This window comes from Hymenobacter sp. HSC-4F20, assembly GCF_019599275.1.
GTDB lineage: Bacteria > Bacteroidota > Bacteroidia > Cytophagales > Hymenobacteraceae > Hymenobacter.
The window spans coordinates 2043879-2062238 of sequence record NZ_JAHZTD010000001.1; the positions used below are offsets into that span (position 1 = coordinate 2043879).

The window sequence follows — 18360 nt, forward strand, 5'->3', positions numbered from 1 at the left end:
GGCCATTACCGCGCAGTATCTTCGCGCTTTTCCTACCCCCATGAGCCAGCCCAACGACCAGGTATACAGCATTCCGGCCCCGTACCGCCGCATGGAAAACATGCACATTCTGTTCTGGCTGCTCAAGGACATTGGCTGGTGCATGGTATGGAAGCCCCTGGGCATTCTGATGATTTTCCCGACCCTGCTCATTGCCGTGCTTATCACCTGGCGCACCCTCGACATCAAGGCCGAGCTGGCGCACAACCTGGCCATTGTGTTCTGGATTTCGGCCAACTCCTACTGGATGATCAGCGAGTTCGTGGGGTTCGACACCGTGCCTATTTGGGGCAGCTTTACCGGCAAGCACCTAGCCCTGCTGCCCTTCCTCACGGGTTTGCTGATTCTGCTCTACTATTACTTGGTGCAGAAGCCGCGGGAGGCGCGGGCCGAGGCGGTAGCTACCTCATAAGGTGCCGGCCGCGCGCAGCAACTCTTCTACCAGCGCCACCGCCCGCTGAAACCGCTCGGGCCAGTCGCCGCTGATTTCTTTGTACTCGATGCCAAAATCGGCCAGTGTGCGGCGATGCGCCTGGTCCAGGCGGAGGCGCTCGGCGGCGGGCAGGCGGGTGCCGTCCTGCACGAACGGCACATCGGGCAGCAGGTAAAGGTAGAGGTCGGCGCGGTTGAGGGCGTAGGTTTCGGAGGGTAGTTCGAGGTAGGAACCCTCGGTTAGTCGGGCGTAGGACTGGGTAATGTGAATGTCGGTATCCAGCAGCAGCAAGGGTCCGGCTGTGGCGCGGGCGGCGGCAATACGGCGGGCGTGTTCCGCGGCCACGAGTAGCAAATCGGTGGGGCTGAAATTGGTAGAATCAGCAATCAAGTCGCGGGCAGCCTCAGCCACGAAATCAGCCGCGAAGTGCGCAGCTAGTTGCTCGGTCAGGGTGGTTTTTCCCGTTGATTCAGTGCCCAAAATAGCCACCGTGCGCCGGTAGTAGGGTTGCACCGCCGCCGGCAGGTAGGGCCAGTAGGCCCGCACATCCTGCCGAATGGCCGTGGCCGATATCGGTACCTGCGCCCGGGCCTTATCAAAGTCAAGATGCCGGATACCTAAGCGGGCGGCTACCAGCGCCCCGTACGGCTCGGAGGTGACTACCAGGGAAACACCGGGCACTACCTGCCGGAAATAGTCGGCCCAGACGTGCGCTACGGCTTCAGAAGAAACCGACGTGTTGGGCAATTCCTCCTCGCGGTAGTTCAGCACCTGCACGCTTACCTCGGGGCAATGGGCGTAGGTATCCTGTATCCACTGGGCCCGCAGCGCGCCGGGCAGGGTTTCGTGGTTGCTGGCGCACACTAGCACTGTCAGGTGGTCGCAGTGCCGGCGGGCAAAGTCAATGAGGGCGGCGTGCCCCTGGTGGAAGGGTAGAAATTTCCCGAATACGAATGCGTGCGTCATAGGTGCCGGAGCAGGAAGCTACGTGCCCCCTACCCTCCCGAAGTAAGTAAAGTGCCTGACCTTTTAAGGTGTTGCCAGAGGCTCAGATATGCAGACGGAAATCAAGGTAAAAGTTGGCCGGGGCCTGCACGAAATACTTGCGGGTGCCATCGGGCTCTACGGTGCCGTTGTTGAAATAGCGGGTGTTGGTGAGGTTGTTCCCAAACAAGGTCACCTCCCAGCGGGGCCGGGCGTACCGCACCCGCGCATTCAGCAAAGCATATCCGCTGATGGCGGCGGAGTTGGCAAAATCGAGGTAGGAGCGGCTTTGGTAGCGGCCCGCTACGCCCAGCAGCCAGCGCCCGGCCTGGTAGGTAGCCTCCTGGTTAATGAGCAGCGCCGGGGTCAGAATGGGCCGGAACGACTGTTCCTGTTCCCGGATGCGGCTGCGGTTGAAAGCCGAGTTGTTGGTAAGCGTGAGGCGGGGCAGCGGCTGCCAGCGCACGGTGGCCTCCAACCCCGTCCGGCGGCTGCTTTCCACGTTATCCGTTAGCGCCAATCCGTTCGGGCCCAATTGCCCATTGAGCACGATTTCGTTCTGAAAATCCATGTAGTAGGCATTCAAGCTCGCTTCGAGGGTAGCGCTCCGGTACCGGACGCCCAGCTCGTGGTCATTCACGTACTCGGCGCGGGGGCTGCTGAGCAGGGGCCGGCCGGTGCTGTCGGCCAGCAGGTCGTCGTTGCCCTCGAACAAGTCATTGCGGGTAGGCTCCCGGCCGGTGCGGCCCAGAGTATAGTACAGGGTAGTACGCTGGCCCACCGTCACACTGGCGCCCACTTTGGGGTTCAGGAAGCGCCACTCCAGAGTTTCCAGCGGCACGCTGCCGGCGTAGCGGAACGAAACGGCCCGGCCCTGCACATCGCCAAACAGTGTAAGGCGGCCCAGCTGGTACTCGGCTTTGCTGAATATGCTACCTTCCCGCTTGTAGCCCGTGTTGCGGTACAGTTCCCCGGCGGTTTGCTCGCTGCCCAGGTGGCGGCGCTGGTAGGTGCTCAGGTGCAGGCCGCTGGTCCAGGTTAGCCGGTCGGTGCGGTAGGTATAGGTGCTGAAGGCCCCAAGCAGGCCCGAGCGAAAATCGTAGCGGTACAGTTCCGTGGTGGGCGGCAGACCCAGAAAGGTATTCAGGTCGAAATCGTAGCCCCCGCGCAGCCCCGAGGCGTACACGCTGGTGTTTATCTCTGAGCGGCTGCCCACTAGCCACTGATTCTGAAGCTGCACCAAAGCCTGCTGAAACCGGTCGTTTTCGGCTCCGTTGGCATTGGCCCGGCGGTTGAGGCGCAGCACGGAGTCGGGCACGGGCAGCCAGGCCAGCTGGTTGCGCTGCTGCCCGGCTAGCACGCTCAGCTTCCAACTGGTTTTCTCATAGAACAGCCCACCGCTCACGTACACCGATTGCGAGGTATTGGCCGAGCGTTCCTTGTAGCCATCGGAGTGCAGGTGCGAAGCCCGAGCGTACAGGGCCGCGCGCCCCCGCCGCCCGCTGGCATACTCCCCAAAAGCCCGGTAACTTCCAAACGAGCCGTAGCCCCCGCCCAAGGTAGTGCGGGCCGAATCGAGCAGGGAAGGCGAGAATAGCTGAATGCTGCCGCCATAGCTGGCCACGCCGTTTTGGGTGGTGCCTACCCCCCGTTGGATCTGCACACTGCTCAGGGAGTTGAACAGGTCGGGGTAGTTCGAGAAGTACGCCCCCTGGTCCTCAGGTTCGTTGAGGGGCACTCCATCCAGGGTGGTATTGATGCGGGTCTGGTCGATGCCGCGCAGGCGGAAATAAGCGTAGCCCTGGGTGCTGCCCGCATCGGAATACGCCGTAACGCCGGGCGTTTGGGTCAGCAGGAAAGAAGGCTCCTGGCCCACACTGCGAGCCGCCAACTCCCGTCCGCTCAGGTTCAGAAAGGTAACGGGCGTGCGGCTGCCGGCGCGGTAGGTCACGGCCACCTCCGGCAGGGTCTGGGCGCTATCCGCGGCTACCGGCGCAGCAGTCGAGGTAGCAGGAGTTTGGGCCAGCGCCGCGGGGGTAGCGGCCAACAGAAGAGAGGCAGGGAGTAGAAGATGCTTCATGCAGAATAGCGCAGTAGATTCGGCGGAAAACCACGCGGCGCAAAGGTAAGCGGCCGGAACTCGGCGGTTTATGATTTTCCCTGTCTTCCCTCTGGCGTTTTAGCCCAATCAGCGGATTACAGTGTATTTTCCTTCCCTGCCTTTCTCCAAGAAGTCCGGAATGCCAGAACTCTTCTATTGCCTCAGAGAGTGGTTGCTCGTTAGATACGGCTCAGGTTTTCCGGCTTCATTTTCAGCAAGGGCTGTAGGCTGCCTTTGCGGGTGCCGGGTTGCTCCCGTAGCTCCACCACCCTACCCCCTACTTTCACCTGAATGCTAAGCGCGCCGCCGGAGGTTTGCTGCACGGTGTACTGGGCACTCTGGTTAGCAAAGCGCAACTTGGTGATGCCAGAAGCTGCTTGAATAGTAAACTGGGCGGCTTCTGCCTCGGGGGCGGGGTAGGTAAACTCCAGCTGTCCATCTTTCCGCAGCAGGGCGTAGTACAGCACCAGATCATTATCGGTGGTGAACAGCACGGCTTGCTTGCCGTTGCCCGCCACCTGAAACGAGCAGACTACCCGGATACTTTCATCCTCCAGATACAGCTCCTGACTGGTAGTCTGCGCCATGCGGGTACCGCTCCAGGTGGTGGTGGTAGTCGTCTGGAACGGAAAGCGCATCATGTCCATCTCCACCTGACGCACCAGAGACGGCTCACCGTTACGGATGATGAACTCCGAGTCCTGGTGCCAGCAGCAGCCGCTTTTGGTTGAAGTATAGAGGCGCTTGGTTTTGGCATCCACCTGAAACATGCCGCAGTAGTCCTGGGCCAGATCTGTAAAGGCCTGGCTGTACTTTAGGCCGGGGGGTAGGTTAAGATAAATCTGGAAGGAAGGGCCGTGGTAGCAGCTGTTCTGCCCATCTTCAATGGCAAGGTCGGGGCGGCCATCGAAGTTGAAATCCTCGCTGATAATCAGGCTCTGCTCGCCGTAAGGCACCTGCTGAATGTTGGACTGCGCCTTGCCGTTGTGCAGAGACAAGGCCAATTCCTCCGACTCCACCTTGACGACCTCTTTCTTCGTCTTCTTGTCGTAGATAGCAATCCAGCCAGGACTGAATACCTCCGAGGTATCCTGAATATATATTTTGCCGAAGTAGCTTGGCGAGAAATCGTCGACGGTAAATTCCTGCTGGGCGCGGGCACTGAGGTGGCCAAGCAGTAGTAAGGCCAGAACGAAAAGGTATCGGACGAGACCGGGCATGCGGAGGAGAGCTAGAGGACGCGGCAAAACTCCGGCTTATTTTCCAAACACCTGCTTGCGGTGGTTCACGCCCCAGTCGTGTAGTTCCAGCATCACCTTTTTCAGGGTGCGGGCATAGTCCGTAGCCACGTACTCAATAAGCACGGGGTAGTCGTCGTGCACAATGCGCTGAATTAGTTGGTGTTCCTCCAGGTCTTTCAGCTCCTTGGCCAACACCTTAGGGTTAAGCTTGGGAATGCTTGTCTCGATTTCCCGGAAGCGTCGGTTGCCCTGCATGATGGCTGTCAGAATCAGTACTTTCCACTTGCCACCAACCACGTCCAGTGCATCGCGAATGGGCTGCACCTGCGCCAGGCAGTTAAGTTGTTTAGTGGTGCCGTCGGTCAGGAGCATTGCGCTTACGTTGAGGTAACTGCCTTCTGATAGAAGGGGCAAGGTAGTGAACTTTGCTGGCGTCAACCACTACTCTCTCGCCGCATGACTTCCTCCCAACCCGCTCGCTGGCTGCACGTTTCGCTCTGGCTGGTGCAGGCCTTGCTGTCCTTACTTTTCATTGGCACGGGCATTTTCAAACTCTTTACCCCCATTTCTACCCTTGCCACCATGTGGCCCTGGGCTGGTGAGCAGCCCGGCCTAGTACCCGTCACCGCCGTAGCCGACCTGCTCGGCGGCCTGGGCCTCGCGGGGCCGGCCCTGGCACGCATGCGCCCGCAGCAGCTAACACGACTGGCGGCACTGGGCTGTGCGCTGCTACAGCTGTGTGCCATTGCCTTTCACTTTGCCCGCGGCGAACAGGCCAACACGCCGTTCAACTTCGTGCTGCTGGTCCTGGCGGTGTTCGTGTGGTGGGGCCGGGGCAAGGCACCTATAGGAACAACAACGTAGCCGCTACCCCAAGCTGTTTACCGGCTAAAAAGTAGTCAAGCGTTAATTCTATTTGGGTACCTGAGTCAAGCACTGTTCTTTATCCACAAAGGCCTTGAGTTCCGAGGCTATGTATTTGGCTTTCCATTTCTGTCGGCTAACTGTGCAATGGGCGATACGCAACACAACCCATAGGCCAGCACCACTATCGAAAGCCTTTTGTCACGGTATGAAAACCAAACGATTGAATATATAAATGAAAACAGCCGCCCCAGCATCTGGAGCGGCCGTTTTTGTATCAGCTAGAGCCAGCAGCAGTTTATTTTACTTCTACCTGCACTCCTATCTCCTGCCCAGCAGCCAACTTAGGAATAAGGGCGTGGTAGGTGATATTGGGCGCTTCCGTCGTCATACCTAGGCTGATGGCCACGTTTAACACTTCCTTATTGCTGTTGCACTCACGCCGCAGAGTATAGGCAATTCCACTTACTCCATTGGGTAGGCCCTTCTTACCAATCACCAAATCATAGGTAGTAAAGTCGATCTGGGGCCGGCAGCTGCCGGTTACCTGCTTATCGAACTCCTCCTGAGAGCGAATGACGGTATAGGTTTCCGACAGGTTGATGTTCAGCTGGCGGGTAGTGTTCTGGCAGCTGTACTCGCTTTCCAGGCTCTTAACCAGCAGTTCCGGCCCCACACATTCTGCCGGCTCGTCTACTGGCGTAATGCAGCCGCTTAACAGGACCAGAGTTGCGGCGAAGAAAGTAGAAGTTGTTTTCATAGAGCAAGCCCAATTATAGGTTTCGTACTCCTCTGATTCTGCTCCGAGTTAGAAGGTTGCAAACCGTCTGACAACCACACAAAAAAGGCCGCCCCAGAGTCTGGAGCGGCCTTTTTTGGAAAACTAACGCTTGAATTACTTCTGCGACATCATGCTGCCACCGGCTTCCTTCAGGCGGATCAGGTTCAGGGCCGAGCCAGCTTTGAACCATTCGATCTGACCTTCATTGTAGGTGTGGTTTACCGTGATGAGGTCAGTGTCGCCGTCGGAGTGGTGCAGACGAACCTGCAGGGGCTTGCCGGGGGCAAATGACGTTAGGCCGAGGATGTCGATGGTGTCGTCTTCCTCAATCAGGTCGTAGTCGGCCTTGTTGGCGAAGGTCAGGGCCAGCATGCCCTGCTTCTTCAGGTTGGTTTCGTGGATACGAGCGAAGCTCTTCACCAGCACGGCGCGCACGCCCAGGTGGCGGGGCTCCATAGCCGCGTGCTCCCGCGACGAACCTTCCCCGTAGTTTTCGTCACCTACTACCACCGAGCCAATGCCCAGGGCTTTGTAGTTACGAGCTACCTGCGGCACAGCCGAGTAGGGCGTACCCTGAGTCAGGGCATCCTTCACCGAGTTAGCCTCGCCGTTGAAGGCGTTGATAGCCCCGATGAGCATGTTGTTGGAGATGTTGTCCAAGTGGCCGCGGTATTTCAGCCAGGGGCCGGCCATCGAAATGTGGTCGGTGGTGCACTTGCCCTGAGCTTTGATGAGCAGACGCAGGCCCATCAGGTCGGTGCCTTCCCACGGCTTGAAACCTTCCAGCAGCTCCAGACGGTCGGAGTTCGGATCAACGAGTACCTGTACGCCCGTGCCATCGGCGGCGGGAGCCTGGTAGCCAGCATCCTCCACGTCGAAGCCGCGGGGGGGCAGCTCGATGCCCTGAGGCTCATCAAACTTCACCTGCTGGCCGTCTTTGGTGGTCAGCGTATCAGTGAGGGGGTTGAAGGTTAGGTCGCCGGCAATAGCGAAGGCCGTTACGATTTCGGGCGAAGCCACGAAAGCGTGGGTGTTCGGGTTGCCGTCGTTACGCTTGGCAAAGTTGCGGTTAAACGAAGTGATGATGGAGTTGGGCCGCTTCATGTCGTCCATGTGGCGGGCCCACTGCCCGATGCACGGACCGCAGGCGTTGGCCAGTACTACCCCACCCATCTGGGCGAAGGTGTCCAGCAGACCGTCGCGCTCCACGGTGTAGCGCACCAGCTCCGAGCCGGGCGTTACGGTGTAGTCGGCTTGTACCGTCAGGCCTTTGTCGGCGGCTTGCTTGGCTACCGAAGCGGCGCGGGTGATGTCTTCGTACGACGAGTTCGTGCACGAGCCAATCAAACCAACTTCCAACTTAGCGGGCCAGTTGTGCTCCCGAACGGCGGCAGCGAACTGCGAAATCGGCCAGGCAGCGTCCGGCGTGAACGGACCGTTTACGTGGGGCTCCAGCTCCGAAAGGTTGATTTCGATCAGCTGATCGTAGTAGGCCTCGGGGTCGGCGAGAACTTCGTCGTCGGCGCGCAGGTGAGCAGCTACGCCCGAAGCCATAGTAGCAATATCAGCACGGCCGGTGCCCTGCAGGTAAGCAGCCATTTTCTCGTCGTAGGCGAATACCGAGGTAGTAGCCCCGATTTCAGCACCCATGTTGCAGATGGTAGCCTTGCCCGTGCACGAGAGGTTTTCAGCACCCTCGCCGAAGTACTCCACGATAGCGCCGGTGCCGCCTTTTACGGTCAGGATGCCCGCTACTTTCAGGATGACGTCCTTGGGAGCCGTCCAGCCCGAGAGCTTACCGGTCAGCTTCACGCCAATTACTTTCGGAAACTTCAGCTCCCAGGCCATGCCCGACATGACGTCCACGGCATCGGCCCCGCCTACGCCAATGGCAATCATGCCCAGGCCGCCGGCGTTGGGGGTGTGCGAGTCAGTGCCGATCATCATACCGCCGGGGAAGGCGTAGTTTTCGAGCACTACTTGGTGAATGATACCAGCACCGGGCTTCCAGAAGCCGATGCCGTATTTATTGGATACCGAAGCCAGGAAGTCATATACTTCCTTGTTTTCGGAGTTAGCTACGGCCAAATCCTGGTCGGCGCCGCGCTCGGCTTGGATAAGGTGGTCGCAGTGTACCGTGCTGGGTACGGCTACCTTAGCTTTGCCAGCCTGCATGAACTGGAGCAGCGCCATCTGGGCGGTGGCGTCCTGCATGGCTACGCGGTCCGGAGCGAAATCGACGTAGGAAACGCCCCGCTCATACGCCTGCGAAACAGAGCCGCCGTACAGGTGAGCGTACAGGATTTTTTCAGTCAGGGTAAGCGGGCGGCCAACGGCAGTACGGGCGGCTTCAATGCGAGAGCCCATGCCATCGTACACGGCCTTGATCATTTCTAAGTCAAACGCCATAATGCGAAACGGAAAAAGTGGAGAGAACGAACCTGTCGGAAACAGGTACGCAAATATAGTTGCCGGTCGTTGCGCTGCCTAAAATTTCGGGCCCTGGGCGGCCCTGGAAGCCTGATTTAGAATCATTCCAAAAGGCACTGCTACCTTGCTGGCAGACAGAATGCGGTACCGGCCTTACATTCGCGACCTTGCTCTCCTTAAACTAATAGCAAGGGGTAGTAGTTTAGCCTCGCATCAACCTTCTTTAACTTTTCCCTATGCCCGTCGCCTTCTCTTTCCGTAAGGCCATAGCCGGGGCCGGACTCGCGCTGGCCGCGGTGGCCTGTCAGTCCAACTCTTCCTCCGAAAAAACCGAGCCCGTGGAAACCACCGGCGCCAACGCTACCTACCTGCCGGCCGGTACCTGGCGCGGCGTGCTTTCTACTCAGGGTCAGGAAATTCCGTTTCTTTTCGATGTAGAAGCGGGCAATAACAACCAGCCCGTAGCCGTGTACCTGCGCAACGGCGAGGAGCGCCTGAAGCTCGACGAAATCAAAACCGTCGGCGACTCCACCACCATCCGCCTGGGTGTGTTCGATGCCGCGCTGGTGGTACGCACGGATGGAGCCGACAAGCTCAAAGGCGCCTGGGTGAAGTACGACGCCAAAGACCCGTACCGGGTAGCCTTCACGGCCACGAAAGCAACTGATGCCCCTGCCCTGTTCACGGGTGATACCAAATCGACTTCTACCTTCGGGGACCTGCGGCGGGGCGCGACCTTCCGCGTGGAGTTTCGGGATGAAGAGGGCAAAACGTATCCGGCCGTGGGCCTTATCCGCCAGGATAGCACCAACAGCTCAGCCCTGACGGGTACGTTCCTGACTACCACCGGCGACTACCGCTACCTGGCGGGCAACCTGGTAACCAAAGGTGGAGAGGAGCACATCATGCTTTCTACCTTCGATGGCAGCCACGGCTTCCTGTTCGATGGCAAACTGGCCAAGCCAGGTAACATCAACCAGATTTCTGGCAACTTCTACAGCGGTAAATCGGGCCATGAAACCTGGACGGCTACCCTCGACCCGAACGCTAAGCTACCCGATGCCAACGCCCTGACGGGTATGAAGCCCGGCCAGAAAAAGCTCGACTTCAAGTTCCCGAATATCTTTGAGGGCGGCAGCATTTCGCCTTCTGACCCCAAGTACAAAGGCAAGGTAGTGGTGGTGCAGATTCTGGGTTCCTGGTGCCCCAACTGCATGGACGAAACCAACTTCCTGGCTCCTTGGTACGAGAAGAACAAGCAGCGCGGGGTAGAAATCATCGGGCTGGGCTATGAGCGTACCACCGACCAGAAAGCAGCCGCGCAGAAGCTGCTCAAGATGAAACAGCGCATGAACGTGGGCTACGACCTGGCCGTGGCCGGTGAGGCCAACAAGGACGCCGCCAGCCAGTCGTTGCCCCAGGTGCAGAAGGTGCTAGCCTTCCCCACCACCATCTTCCTCGACAAGAAAGGCGAGGTGCGCAAGATTCACACGGGCTTTTCGGGCCCCGGCACCGGCAAGTACTACGAGCAGGAAGTAGCTGAATTCAACAAAACCATTGATCAGCTGCTGGCCGAATAGGTTACTGGTTGCTATTTATCTGACGGGCCTGCTCTCTTCCAAGGGAGCAGGCCCGTTGCGTTTGGTGGGCCTCGCCCCCGGCCCTTTCCTCAGGGAGAGAGGTGCGTTCTGATAGAGCTGTTGGCTGGTAGCTTTTATAAGGGCCAGAGCAAACAGCTCCATCCCCAGTCCCCTCTGAGGACAGGTGGCTGGAGATGAAGTTTCACCTAACCCACTTTAGCCTCTCCCGTTTCTCTAAAACCCTGGTCAGTCACTGTCCTCCCTACCCCTCTCGCCCATGTCAACCCCCATGCAGCGCTATGTACCCCGCACACGGCGGGCCGTTCGGAGCCTAATTCAGCTTCATCCGGCGCCCTGGCGCTGGAAGGTAGGGATGGAGGCCGGGCTGGCGCTGGGGTTACCGCTGGGGCTGTTTACTGCGCTGGGGCAGCAAGGGTGGGGGCTGCAGGCAGGGCTAGGAGCCTTCACGGCCCTGTACGGCGCCAGCCTCAGCCGCCGCGACCGAATGGACCTGCTCCCGCTGGTGGCCGCGGGGCTGGTTTTGGCCTCGGCCCTGGGGGTAGCGTGTGCCGGCAGCCTCTGGCTGAGCAATGCGTGCCTAGTGGTAGTGAGTGCAATAGCCTGCGTGGTAGTGCTGGGTATCCGACTGGGCCCGCCCGGCCCCATGATGTTTGTGCTGGTAAGCGCCGTGAGTGCCCATTTGGCCCGGCCCAAAACCCTGGGCGGAGTGGGCTTGCCGGGGCTGCCGCTGGTAGGATTGGTAGCGGTGGGGGCAGCCCTAGCTTACCTAGTGATTATTGCGCCGCTGCTGTTGCCCTCGGTCCGGCGGCGCCACGGCTCGCCCTCGGGGTTGCGGGTGTTGTATCCACACTTCAAGCTCGACCGGGAAGTTGCCCTGATGGCACTGCGCGTGGTAATGGGCGTGCTTATTACCTGCTTGGTCAGTCGGCCGCTGGGGGCGCACCGGACGTATTGGGTCGTGCTGTCGGCAGTGGCGGTGCTGCAGTCCAGCGCTTCCCGGCAGCTGACTACCATCCGAGGGCTGCAACGTATGATCGGCACGCTGCTGGGCATTGGGGTCTTTGATCTGCTGACTTTACGTCAGCCGTCGGGGCTGTGGCTTGTGGCCCTGCTGATGCTGTTGCAGGCGGCTACGGAGGTAGTAGTAGCGCGCAATTATGCTCTGGCACTGCTGTTTATTACGCCTATGGCGCTGCTGAACTCCACGGCTGGGCACCCTGGCAATACCCTGATTTCGGTGGAGGGCCGTGTGTTCGATACGCTCCTCGGGGCCACTATTGCGCTGCTTTTGTTTTGGCTCAGTGAGTGGCTGGTGCGCAGGCTACCCCTCTTCTCTCAGCCCAAGCCAGCCGATGCGCCGTAGCGCTACGCCTGCGGCCGCGGGCGTTCCAGCAATACAATAGGCTCGGAGTGGTAAGTGGTGCGGGCAAATTCCCGGAAGCCAAACTTGCGGGCCACGGCCAGGGAAGCCGCATTATCAGGATCGATGATGCAGGTAATGCGGGCGGTGGGGAAGCGCGGCTCGGCCCAGTCCAGGGCGGCTTGCACGGCTTGGCTGGCGTAACCGAGGCCGTGCACGCGGGGTGCCAGCACCCAGCCAGCCTCCAGAGTGCCTTTCAGGGAGGGCGTTAGGTCGCGCTGGAAGTCGAAGAAACCCACCGTGCCTATGTAGCGGCCGGTAGCTTTTTCTTCAATGGCCCAGGCCCCGAACCCCAGCAGTGACCAGTGGCCCTGCTGGCCCAGCATACGGCGCCACGTGTCCTCCTCGGTTTGCGGTTTGTTGCCCAGGTAGCGGTAAAAGGCCGGAGCGGCGGCAATAGCGGCCGCTTCGGGCAGGTCGGTAATCCGGGGGCCGCGCAGCAGCAAATCGGGGGTTTCCAGTTCGGGCACCAAGGAAGGCGGAGTAGCAAGCAGGCTCAGGGGCTGGGTCATGCGGGCAAGTAGGCCATTAGACATGAATTTAGCAACGCCTCCTGCAACTCGGTTGTGCACAGAGTTTCCATAAGCCGCCCATACCCTAGAGAGGTTTATGTCTAGCAATAGGTAGCTAGAGAGCATCTAAGAAGTAGCCGCTGCCCACACGACCAGCCTTTCGAAAAGCTCGGTCAGGCTATTGGCCACCAGATATACGTTCTGAAACTTTGCAGCATCGGGCATAGGAGAGCCAGTTTCGTCTTCATAGTCCTCTTCGTCCCACTCCAGCTCATGGTCCCACCAATACACCTTCTGATAGTTTTCGGGAGCCAGAGCCAAGCACAGCTGATTTCCCATGCCGTCATCCGCAAAGGGCAAAAACTGTTCAGGCATCCTGCTCTGATACATCTTCAGCTTTTCCAGGATGGTTATTACCCCTTTATGAGTATTCTTACCATATACCGTAGCTATTCCTGAGCCCCTAAACATGTGGCCATTGGGTATGCCAAGTTCTTCGGGATGTTTGTATTCTGGCTCTGATGTGAGGGGCGCAAACCCGACTGAGTTGCGGAATATGAACTCGCCATAGGTTTGCAGCAGCCAAACGTAATCTTGCGGCAATCTGGCACCTACTGCTTTTTCGAGCTCAGCTATTTCAGCTTCAGTCAAAGGGTAAAATTGGTCCTGAAGAGGCCTAATGCCTCCTACTATAGCAATTGAGGTTTCGATAGACATGCTTTAGCAATTTCGAGGCTGTCAGCGGTTGCTTTAAATACAGTGGGGCACTTCATGGGTACTGCATCTGGCCCTCACCCAGAAGTTGAGCTGTATACGTGTACATAAGGCCAAATAAATGGCTTTCAGCTTCAGAACCGGGAGAAAAGGTAGGGCGATTAAAAGAGGCGGTTGGTCGGTGTTTCGGGGGTAGTGCTAGAGGATCGGGCTAACTCACCGGAATGAGGCATCTGGTTTGAATAAGAACTGGCAGAACGTAGCGCACCGGGCGCTGCCCTTACTTCAGCCCTCAACCTTCTCCTTATCATGAAAAAGCAACTTTTCAGCCTCGCCCTTCTCCTTGGTTTATCTTCTTCCATCGTAAGCACCAGCTTTGCCGCCGACCTGGGCCAGGATGATGGCCGCCAGCAGCGCCAAGGCCGCGAGCAACGCCACGACCGCCGCCAAGACCACGACCGCCGCGGCCAGCTTAGCGCCGAGGAACGCCAGCGCCGCACCGATGAGCTGGCTAAAGAGCTCGACCTGAGCAAAAAGCAGAAGTCGAAAGTCGAGAAGATTTTCCAGGATCAGCAGCAGCAGATGCAGGCCTTGCGCGGCCGCTCCGGCCAAGACCGGAGCCAGCAGCGGAGCGAGTTCCAGCGCATCCGCGAAAACACCGACAAGCAGCTTAAAGATGCCCTTTCCAAAAAGCAGTATGCCCAACTAGAGGCCAAACGCCAGGAGCGCATGCGCCAGATGAGCAACCGCCACGACCGGCAGCAGGACCGCCAGGGCACTGACCGCCGCGGCTTCGGGGGCCGCAGCTAAGCTCCTACCCTTTCAATAGGCTGTATCCTGTTTTAAACCGCTTTGTCCGTTTGCCCGGGCAGAGCGGTTTTGCGTGGAAACGGGGGTAGGGCGGCTCATTTTTGTCTTTTGCCGGATGCGGTAAAGTATTTCCCGTATGCAATCGACTACGAGCTTAACCACTACCCCGCACGCATGCGCAAACCTCTTCGCTTCCTAGGCCGCCTCACGGTCAGCCTTCTGCTAGTTCTGCTGGTAATAGGCGTAGCGTTTGCCAACCTCAGCCCCGAGTTTGGGGGCAAACCCACCAAGGCCCAACGGGCGGCTTATGCAAAATCGGGGCATTACCAGGATGGCGAATTTCAGAATCTGGTGCCTACTACCCTCATGACAGGGGGTAGCATGGCGGGCTCACTCTGGCGCTTTCTGTTCAGCAAAACGCCTAACGACAAGCCCGCCAAGCCGCTGCCCACGCAGCCCCTGGATTCGCTCAGTATTACCCAAAAAACGCCGGAACAGCTGCGCGTAACGTGGTTTGGGCACTCAGCCAGCTTAGTGGAAATAGCCGGCAAGAACATCCTGCTCGACCCGATGCTGAGCGTAAAGATGGGTCCCATTTCCTGGATTACGCCCCAGCGCTACAACCCGCAGCTTGCCATTACCGCCGAGCAGCTCCCGCCCATTGATGCCGTCCTGATTTCTCACGACCACTACGACCACCTGGACTACCAGACCATTCTGCGGCTCAAGGATAAGACCGCGCACTTCTTTGTGCCCCTGGGGGTGGGGGCCCACCTGCTGGCCTGGGGCGTGGCACCGGAACGGGTGCAGGAGCTGGACTGGAACGACTCGGTGCAGCTTCCCGGCGGCCTGACCATCACCAGCACACCGGCCCGACACTTTTCCGGCCGGGGCCTCACCAACCGAAATTCTACTTCCTGGAGCTCCTGGGTGATAAAATCGGCCGCGAAGCGCGTGTTTTACAGCGGCGACGGAGGCTACGGCCCGCATTTCCAGGCCATCGGGCAGCAGCACGGCCCTTTTGACCTGGCCCTGATGGAATGCGGGCAGTACGATGCCCAATGGGCCCAGATCCATATGCTGCCCGAACAAAGCGTACAGGCCGCCCTGGATGTGCAGGCCAGGCTGCTGCTGCCGGTGCACTGGGGTGCTTTCACGGAGGCGCACCACCCTTGGAACGAGCCGGTGAAGCGGGCCGCAGCCGCGGCCACCCGCCTCGCTCTGCCCATGATGACTCCGCTGCTGGGCCAACCTGTTACCCTCGGCGCTGGCCCGCTGCCCCAGGCCAAGTGGTGGCAGTAGCGTTGCCCCGACAAGCTTTGTTACTCGCAGTTACTCGCAAACCCAGATTTCTCGCTCCGCACAGAATGACGGTTATGCTATCCGCTCAAACCGGAGCACTACCCCTTCCTGCGGGCGCAACGTCACCAACGGTACGGGCAGTACCCCCTCTTTCGTGACGGGCGCGACGGTGAAGTGCCGAAGCGTTTCCAGCAGCACTAACTGAATTTCAGCCAAGGCAAAATGGTTGCCGATGCACAGGCGCGGCCCACCCCCGAAAGGCAGGTAGGCATAGGCCGGAATAGGCGGCTGCGCACTAGGCGCGAACCGCTCGGGCCGGAACGCATTGGGCTCGGACCAGAGCGTGGGGTGGCGGTGCAGGCCGTAGATGTAGAGCGAAAACAACGTGCCTTTCGGAAACGGGTGGCCTTGGAACTCGTCGTCTTCCAGGGCCACGCGGTCCAGAATCCAGGCCGGGGGGTAGAGTCGCATGGTTTCCTGAATCACCTGCATAGAGTACGGTAGGCGGGCCAACTCCTCGAACTCCGGCGCGCGGTGAGCCAGGCCGGCGGCGGCCCGCTCCTGGCGTACCTGCGCGGCTACCTCAGGGTGCTCCGCCAGCAGGTAAAACAGCCAGCTCAGGGCATTTGCCGAGGTTTCGTGGCCAGCCAGCAGCAGAATGTTGGCTTCGTCTACCAGCTGCTCTTCGGTCATGGGCTCACCCGTGTCTTCGTAGCGCACGTCTAGCAGCATCTGCAGCAGGTCGTTGTGGGAAGTGGAGTTGCTGCCGGCCTGCTGGCGCTTGCGGATGTAGGTGCGCACCAGCTCGCGCAGTTCCTGGCTTAGTGTTTCGTGGCGGCGGTAGCTGCCGGTGCCTTGCAGCCAGGGCCGGAGGTAGGGCTGCCGGATGGTGCGCACGTAGAAAGCCTGAATCTGGGTCAGGATATCCGACAGCCGGTCACGCTCCGCGTCGCTCATGCTGGTTCCAAAGGTGGCCTGCGCGATGATGCGAAACGCTACCCGCGTCATGGCTTCATGAATATCTACCAGGGCCGGACCGGCGGCCGTGCGGCCCTGCAACTCCTGAGTCCACTCCTCGGCGGCGGCCTGCATCAGGCGGGTGAGGCCGGCCAGGCGCTGGCGGTGGAAGGCCGGCTGAATCAGGCGGCGCTGCCGCAGCCAGTCGGCCCCTTCGTTGGTGAGCAGCCCCCGTCCGATGTAGCGAATCAGGCCATGCGTGAGGTCTGATTTGAGGTAGCGGCGGTGGTTTTTCTGCAGAATGTGCTGCACCAGCGCCGGGTCGCGCGTGACGTAGCAGGGCCGGATGCCGCCCAGGTGCAGGCCTACGGTGTCGCCGTGGGCAGCGTGGGCGCGGTTGAGGTTACCGATAGGGTCACGGGCCATGGCCAGCGAGGAAAGCAGGGTGCGCCAGCGCGGCACCCACGGAAAAGGCGCCACTGGCGCTTCCATAGCAGGTAAAACAGGGGTAGGCATACAGAAATAGCGGAGGAATGCTTTCCAAGATAAGGCAAAAACAAGGCCACTGAGCCCACAGGTTTCCACTCTCCTACCCTGCAACACAACCCCAGGCCACCTTCCGCGCGTACAGCCTAGTAGCCCAGCGTGGCCTCCCGAACTTTCTCTAACAACCAAACTCCCGGTTCCTTATGTGGATTCAGCAAAAAAACACCCCCGCCCCACTCGAAGAGCTGCAAGGCCGCACGGTAGGTCTCAAATTTGAGTGCAACGAGTGTCATACGGAAGTATTCACCGACCTGATTGGTGTGCCCGCCCCCGACCACCTGGCTAACTCTATGGAAGACGACGGCCAGTTTGAGACGGAAGAAATCAAGTGCCCCGGCTGCGACATGACCCACGAAATCACCGTGAAAAGCACCTTCGACGGCGTGCATTTCGAGGTGTCGGAAGTAGCCCCCGACAGCGTAGCCTACCAGATAGCCGAGCCGGAGCACTAAGCACGGCCTGGTCAGGTACTGATCCGATAGAAATAGAAAAGGCTCGCCGTTTGGCGAGCCTTTTTCGTGCCAAGGCCCGTCACGAAACGATGAGCTTACTTCTCCCGCTCAATGGTGTAGTTGATGAGTTGCTCCAGGGAGGTACGGGAAGCCGAAGCCGGGAAGGTGCGCAGGATTTCCAGGGCCTCGTCGCGGTAGCGTTCCATGACCTGGATGGCGTAGTTCAGCCCGCCCGACTGCTTGACAAACTCAATAACGGCCTGCACCCGGTCTTTGCGGCCGTCGTTGTTTTTCACGTTGTAAATGACGCGGCGCTTGGTCAGCCAGTCGGCCTGTTGCAGGGCGTAGATAAGCGGCAAGGTCATTTTCTTCTCCTTAATGTCAATGCCGACGGGCTTGCCGATTTCCGCGGTGCCGTAATCGAACAGGTCATCCTTGATCTGAAAGGCCATGCCAACCTTCTCCCCGAAAAGCCGGGCCCGCTCGATGGTTTCGGTGTCGGCCCCAGCCGAAGCAGCTCCCACGGCGCAGCAGGAGGCAATCAGGGAGGCCGTTTTCTGGCGGATGATATCGAAGTACACGTCCTCGGTGATGTCGAGGCGGCGAGCTTTCTCGATCTGCAGCAATTCGCCCTCGCTCAGCTCCTTTACCGCGTTGCTCACGATTTTGAGCAGCTCGTAGTCGTTGTTTTCCAGGCTCAGCAGCAGGCCCTTGCTCAGCAGATAGTCGCCCACGAGCACGGCAATCTTGTTTTTCCAGAGGGCGTTGATAGAGAAAAAGCCGCGGCGGTAGTTGCTCTCGTCCACCACGTCGTCGTGCACCAGCGTGGCCGTGTGCAGCAGCTCAATTAGGGCCGCCCCACGAAATGAGGCTTCCGGCAGTGGGTCGCCACCGCTGATTTTGGCTGTGAAGAACACAAACATGGGCCGCACCTGCTTGCCCTTGCGCTTCACGATGTAGCCCATAATTTTATCAAGCAGCAGCTGCCGGGTTTGCATGGACTGGCGGAATTTCTTCTCGAATTCCTCCATCTCGGCGGCAATGGGCGCCTGTATCTGGTCCAGCGTAACGGTCATGCGGGTGTGTTGAGCGCTGCAATGATACGGGGAAAAAGGAGAAGTGCTGAAATTGCGAAATGGGGCATTTGCCGTTTCCGCGCCCCGAGCCAAGCTG

Annotated in this window: 17 protein-coding genes; 7 read left to right on the forward strand and 10 right to left on the reverse strand. The window is 59.4% G+C overall.

Annotated features, from left to right (window positions below):
* Window positions 1–40 precede the first annotated feature (40 nt).
* The gene (locus K3G63_RS08725; RefSeq protein ID WP_220613654.1) at window positions 41–451 is read left to right on the forward strand and encodes a hypothetical protein; all 411 of its coding nucleotides are present in this window, start codon (window positions 41–43) and stop codon (window positions 449–451) included.
* On the opposite strand, the gene K3G63_RS08730 is transcribed toward K3G63_RS08725, so the two are convergent.
* The 4 genes from K3G63_RS08730 to K3G63_RS08745 all read right to left on the reverse strand — a co-directional run bounded on the left by K3G63_RS08730 (window position 446) and on the right by K3G63_RS08745 (window position 5212).
* The gene (locus K3G63_RS08730; protein ID WP_220613928.1) at window positions 446–1438 is read right to left on the reverse strand and encodes an AAA family ATPase; all 993 of its coding nucleotides are present in this window, start codon (window positions 1436–1438) and stop codon (window positions 446–448) included. The genes K3G63_RS08725 and K3G63_RS08730 overlap by 6 nt on opposite strands.
* A gap of 82 nt (window positions 1439–1520) precedes the next feature.
* Entirely contained in the window at window positions 1521–3536 is a 2016-nt protein-coding gene (locus tag K3G63_RS08735; protein ID WP_220613655.1) for a TonB-dependent receptor, read from the reverse strand.
* Between the two features lie 200 nt (window positions 3537–3736).
* A complete protein-coding gene (locus K3G63_RS08740) occupies window positions 3737–4777 on the reverse strand; it encodes an XAC2610-related protein (RefSeq protein ID WP_220613656.1) in 1041 nt (346 codons plus the stop codon).
* 36 nt (window positions 4778–4813) lie between these two features.
* Window positions 4814–5212: a helix-turn-helix domain-containing protein gene (locus K3G63_RS08745; protein ID WP_259404313.1), complete on the reverse strand. Its 399-nt coding sequence runs from the start codon at window positions 5210–5212 to the stop codon at window positions 4814–4816.
* 42 nt (window positions 5213–5254) lie between these two features.
* Here K3G63_RS08745 and K3G63_RS08750 point away from each other — a divergent pair, with 42 nt between their 5' ends.
* Window positions 5255–5662, forward strand: coding sequence for a DoxX family protein (locus K3G63_RS08750; protein ID WP_220613657.1), 408 nt, complete (start codon window positions 5255–5257; stop codon window positions 5660–5662).
* A gap of 298 nt (window positions 5663–5960) precedes the next feature.
* On the opposite strand, the gene K3G63_RS08755 is transcribed toward K3G63_RS08750, so the two are convergent.
* Both K3G63_RS08755 and K3G63_RS08760 read right to left on the reverse strand, forming a co-directional pair.
* Window positions 5961–6422 carry a hypothetical protein gene (locus K3G63_RS08755; protein ID WP_220613658.1) on the reverse strand — a complete coding sequence of 154 codons (462 nt, stop codon included), beginning with the start codon at window positions 6420–6422 and terminating at the stop codon, window positions 5961–5963.
* 135 nt (window positions 6423–6557) lie between these two features.
* The gene (locus K3G63_RS08760; RefSeq protein WP_220613659.1) at window positions 6558–8852 is read right to left on the reverse strand and encodes an aconitate hydratase; all 2295 of its coding nucleotides are present in this window, start codon (window positions 8850–8852) and stop codon (window positions 6558–6560) included.
* A 257-nt stretch (window positions 8853–9109) separates the two neighbouring features.
* Here K3G63_RS08760 and K3G63_RS08765 point away from each other — a divergent pair, with 257 nt between their 5' ends.
* Complete coding sequence (locus K3G63_RS08765) at window positions 9110–10453, forward strand: TlpA disulfide reductase family protein (RefSeq protein WP_220613660.1); 1344 nt, start codon at window positions 9110–9112, stop codon at window positions 10451–10453.
* Window positions 10454–10730: 277 nt separating this feature from the next.
* On the forward strand, window positions 10731–11837 hold the full coding sequence (locus tag K3G63_RS08770) for an FUSC family protein (RefSeq protein WP_220613661.1): 1107 nt from the start codon (window positions 10731–10733) through the stop codon (window positions 11835–11837).
* 2 nt (window positions 11838–11839) lie between these two features.
* On the opposite strand, the gene K3G63_RS08775 is transcribed toward K3G63_RS08770, so the two are convergent.
* Window positions 11840–12406 (reverse strand): GNAT family N-acetyltransferase, encoded by a 567-nt coding sequence (locus tag K3G63_RS08775; RefSeq protein WP_220613662.1) that lies wholly within the window; start codon window positions 12404–12406, stop codon window positions 11840–11842.
* 126 nt (window positions 12407–12532) lie between these two features.
* A complete protein-coding gene (locus tag K3G63_RS08780; protein WP_220613663.1) occupies window positions 12533–13057 on the reverse strand; it encodes an SMI1/KNR4 family protein in 525 nt (174 codons plus the stop codon).
* Window positions 13058–13429: 372 nt separating this feature from the next.
* Here K3G63_RS08780 and K3G63_RS08785 point away from each other — a divergent pair, with 372 nt between their 5' ends.
* Together K3G63_RS08785 and K3G63_RS08790 are read left to right on the forward strand one after the other, a co-directional pair.
* Window positions 13430–13930, forward strand: a complete 501-nt coding sequence (locus tag K3G63_RS08785; RefSeq protein ID WP_220613664.1) for a hypothetical protein — start codon at window positions 13430–13432, stop codon at window positions 13928–13930.
* A 174-nt stretch (window positions 13931–14104) separates the two neighbouring features.
* A complete protein-coding gene (locus K3G63_RS08790) occupies window positions 14105–15232 on the forward strand; it encodes an MBL fold metallo-hydrolase (RefSeq protein WP_220613665.1) in 1128 nt (375 codons plus the stop codon).
* A gap of 72 nt (window positions 15233–15304) precedes the next feature.
* On the opposite strand, the gene K3G63_RS08795 is transcribed toward K3G63_RS08790, so the two are convergent.
* Window positions 15305–16705, reverse strand: a complete 1401-nt coding sequence (locus K3G63_RS08795; protein ID WP_220613666.1) for a cytochrome P450 — start codon at window positions 16703–16705, stop codon at window positions 15305–15307.
* Between the two features lie 173 nt (window positions 16706–16878).
* Between K3G63_RS08795 and K3G63_RS08800 the strand changes: the two genes are divergently transcribed.
* Window positions 16879–17187: a hypothetical protein gene (locus tag K3G63_RS08800; RefSeq protein ID WP_220613667.1), complete on the forward strand. Its 309-nt coding sequence runs from the start codon at window positions 16879–16881 to the stop codon at window positions 17185–17187.
* Window positions 17188–17282: 95 nt separating this feature from the next.
* Here K3G63_RS08800 and K3G63_RS08805 read toward each other — a convergent pair whose 3' ends face one another.
* Complete coding sequence (locus tag K3G63_RS08805) at window positions 17283–18263, reverse strand: polyprenyl synthetase family protein (protein WP_220613668.1); 981 nt, start codon at window positions 18261–18263, stop codon at window positions 17283–17285.
* Window positions 18264–18360: the final 97 nt, after the last annotated feature.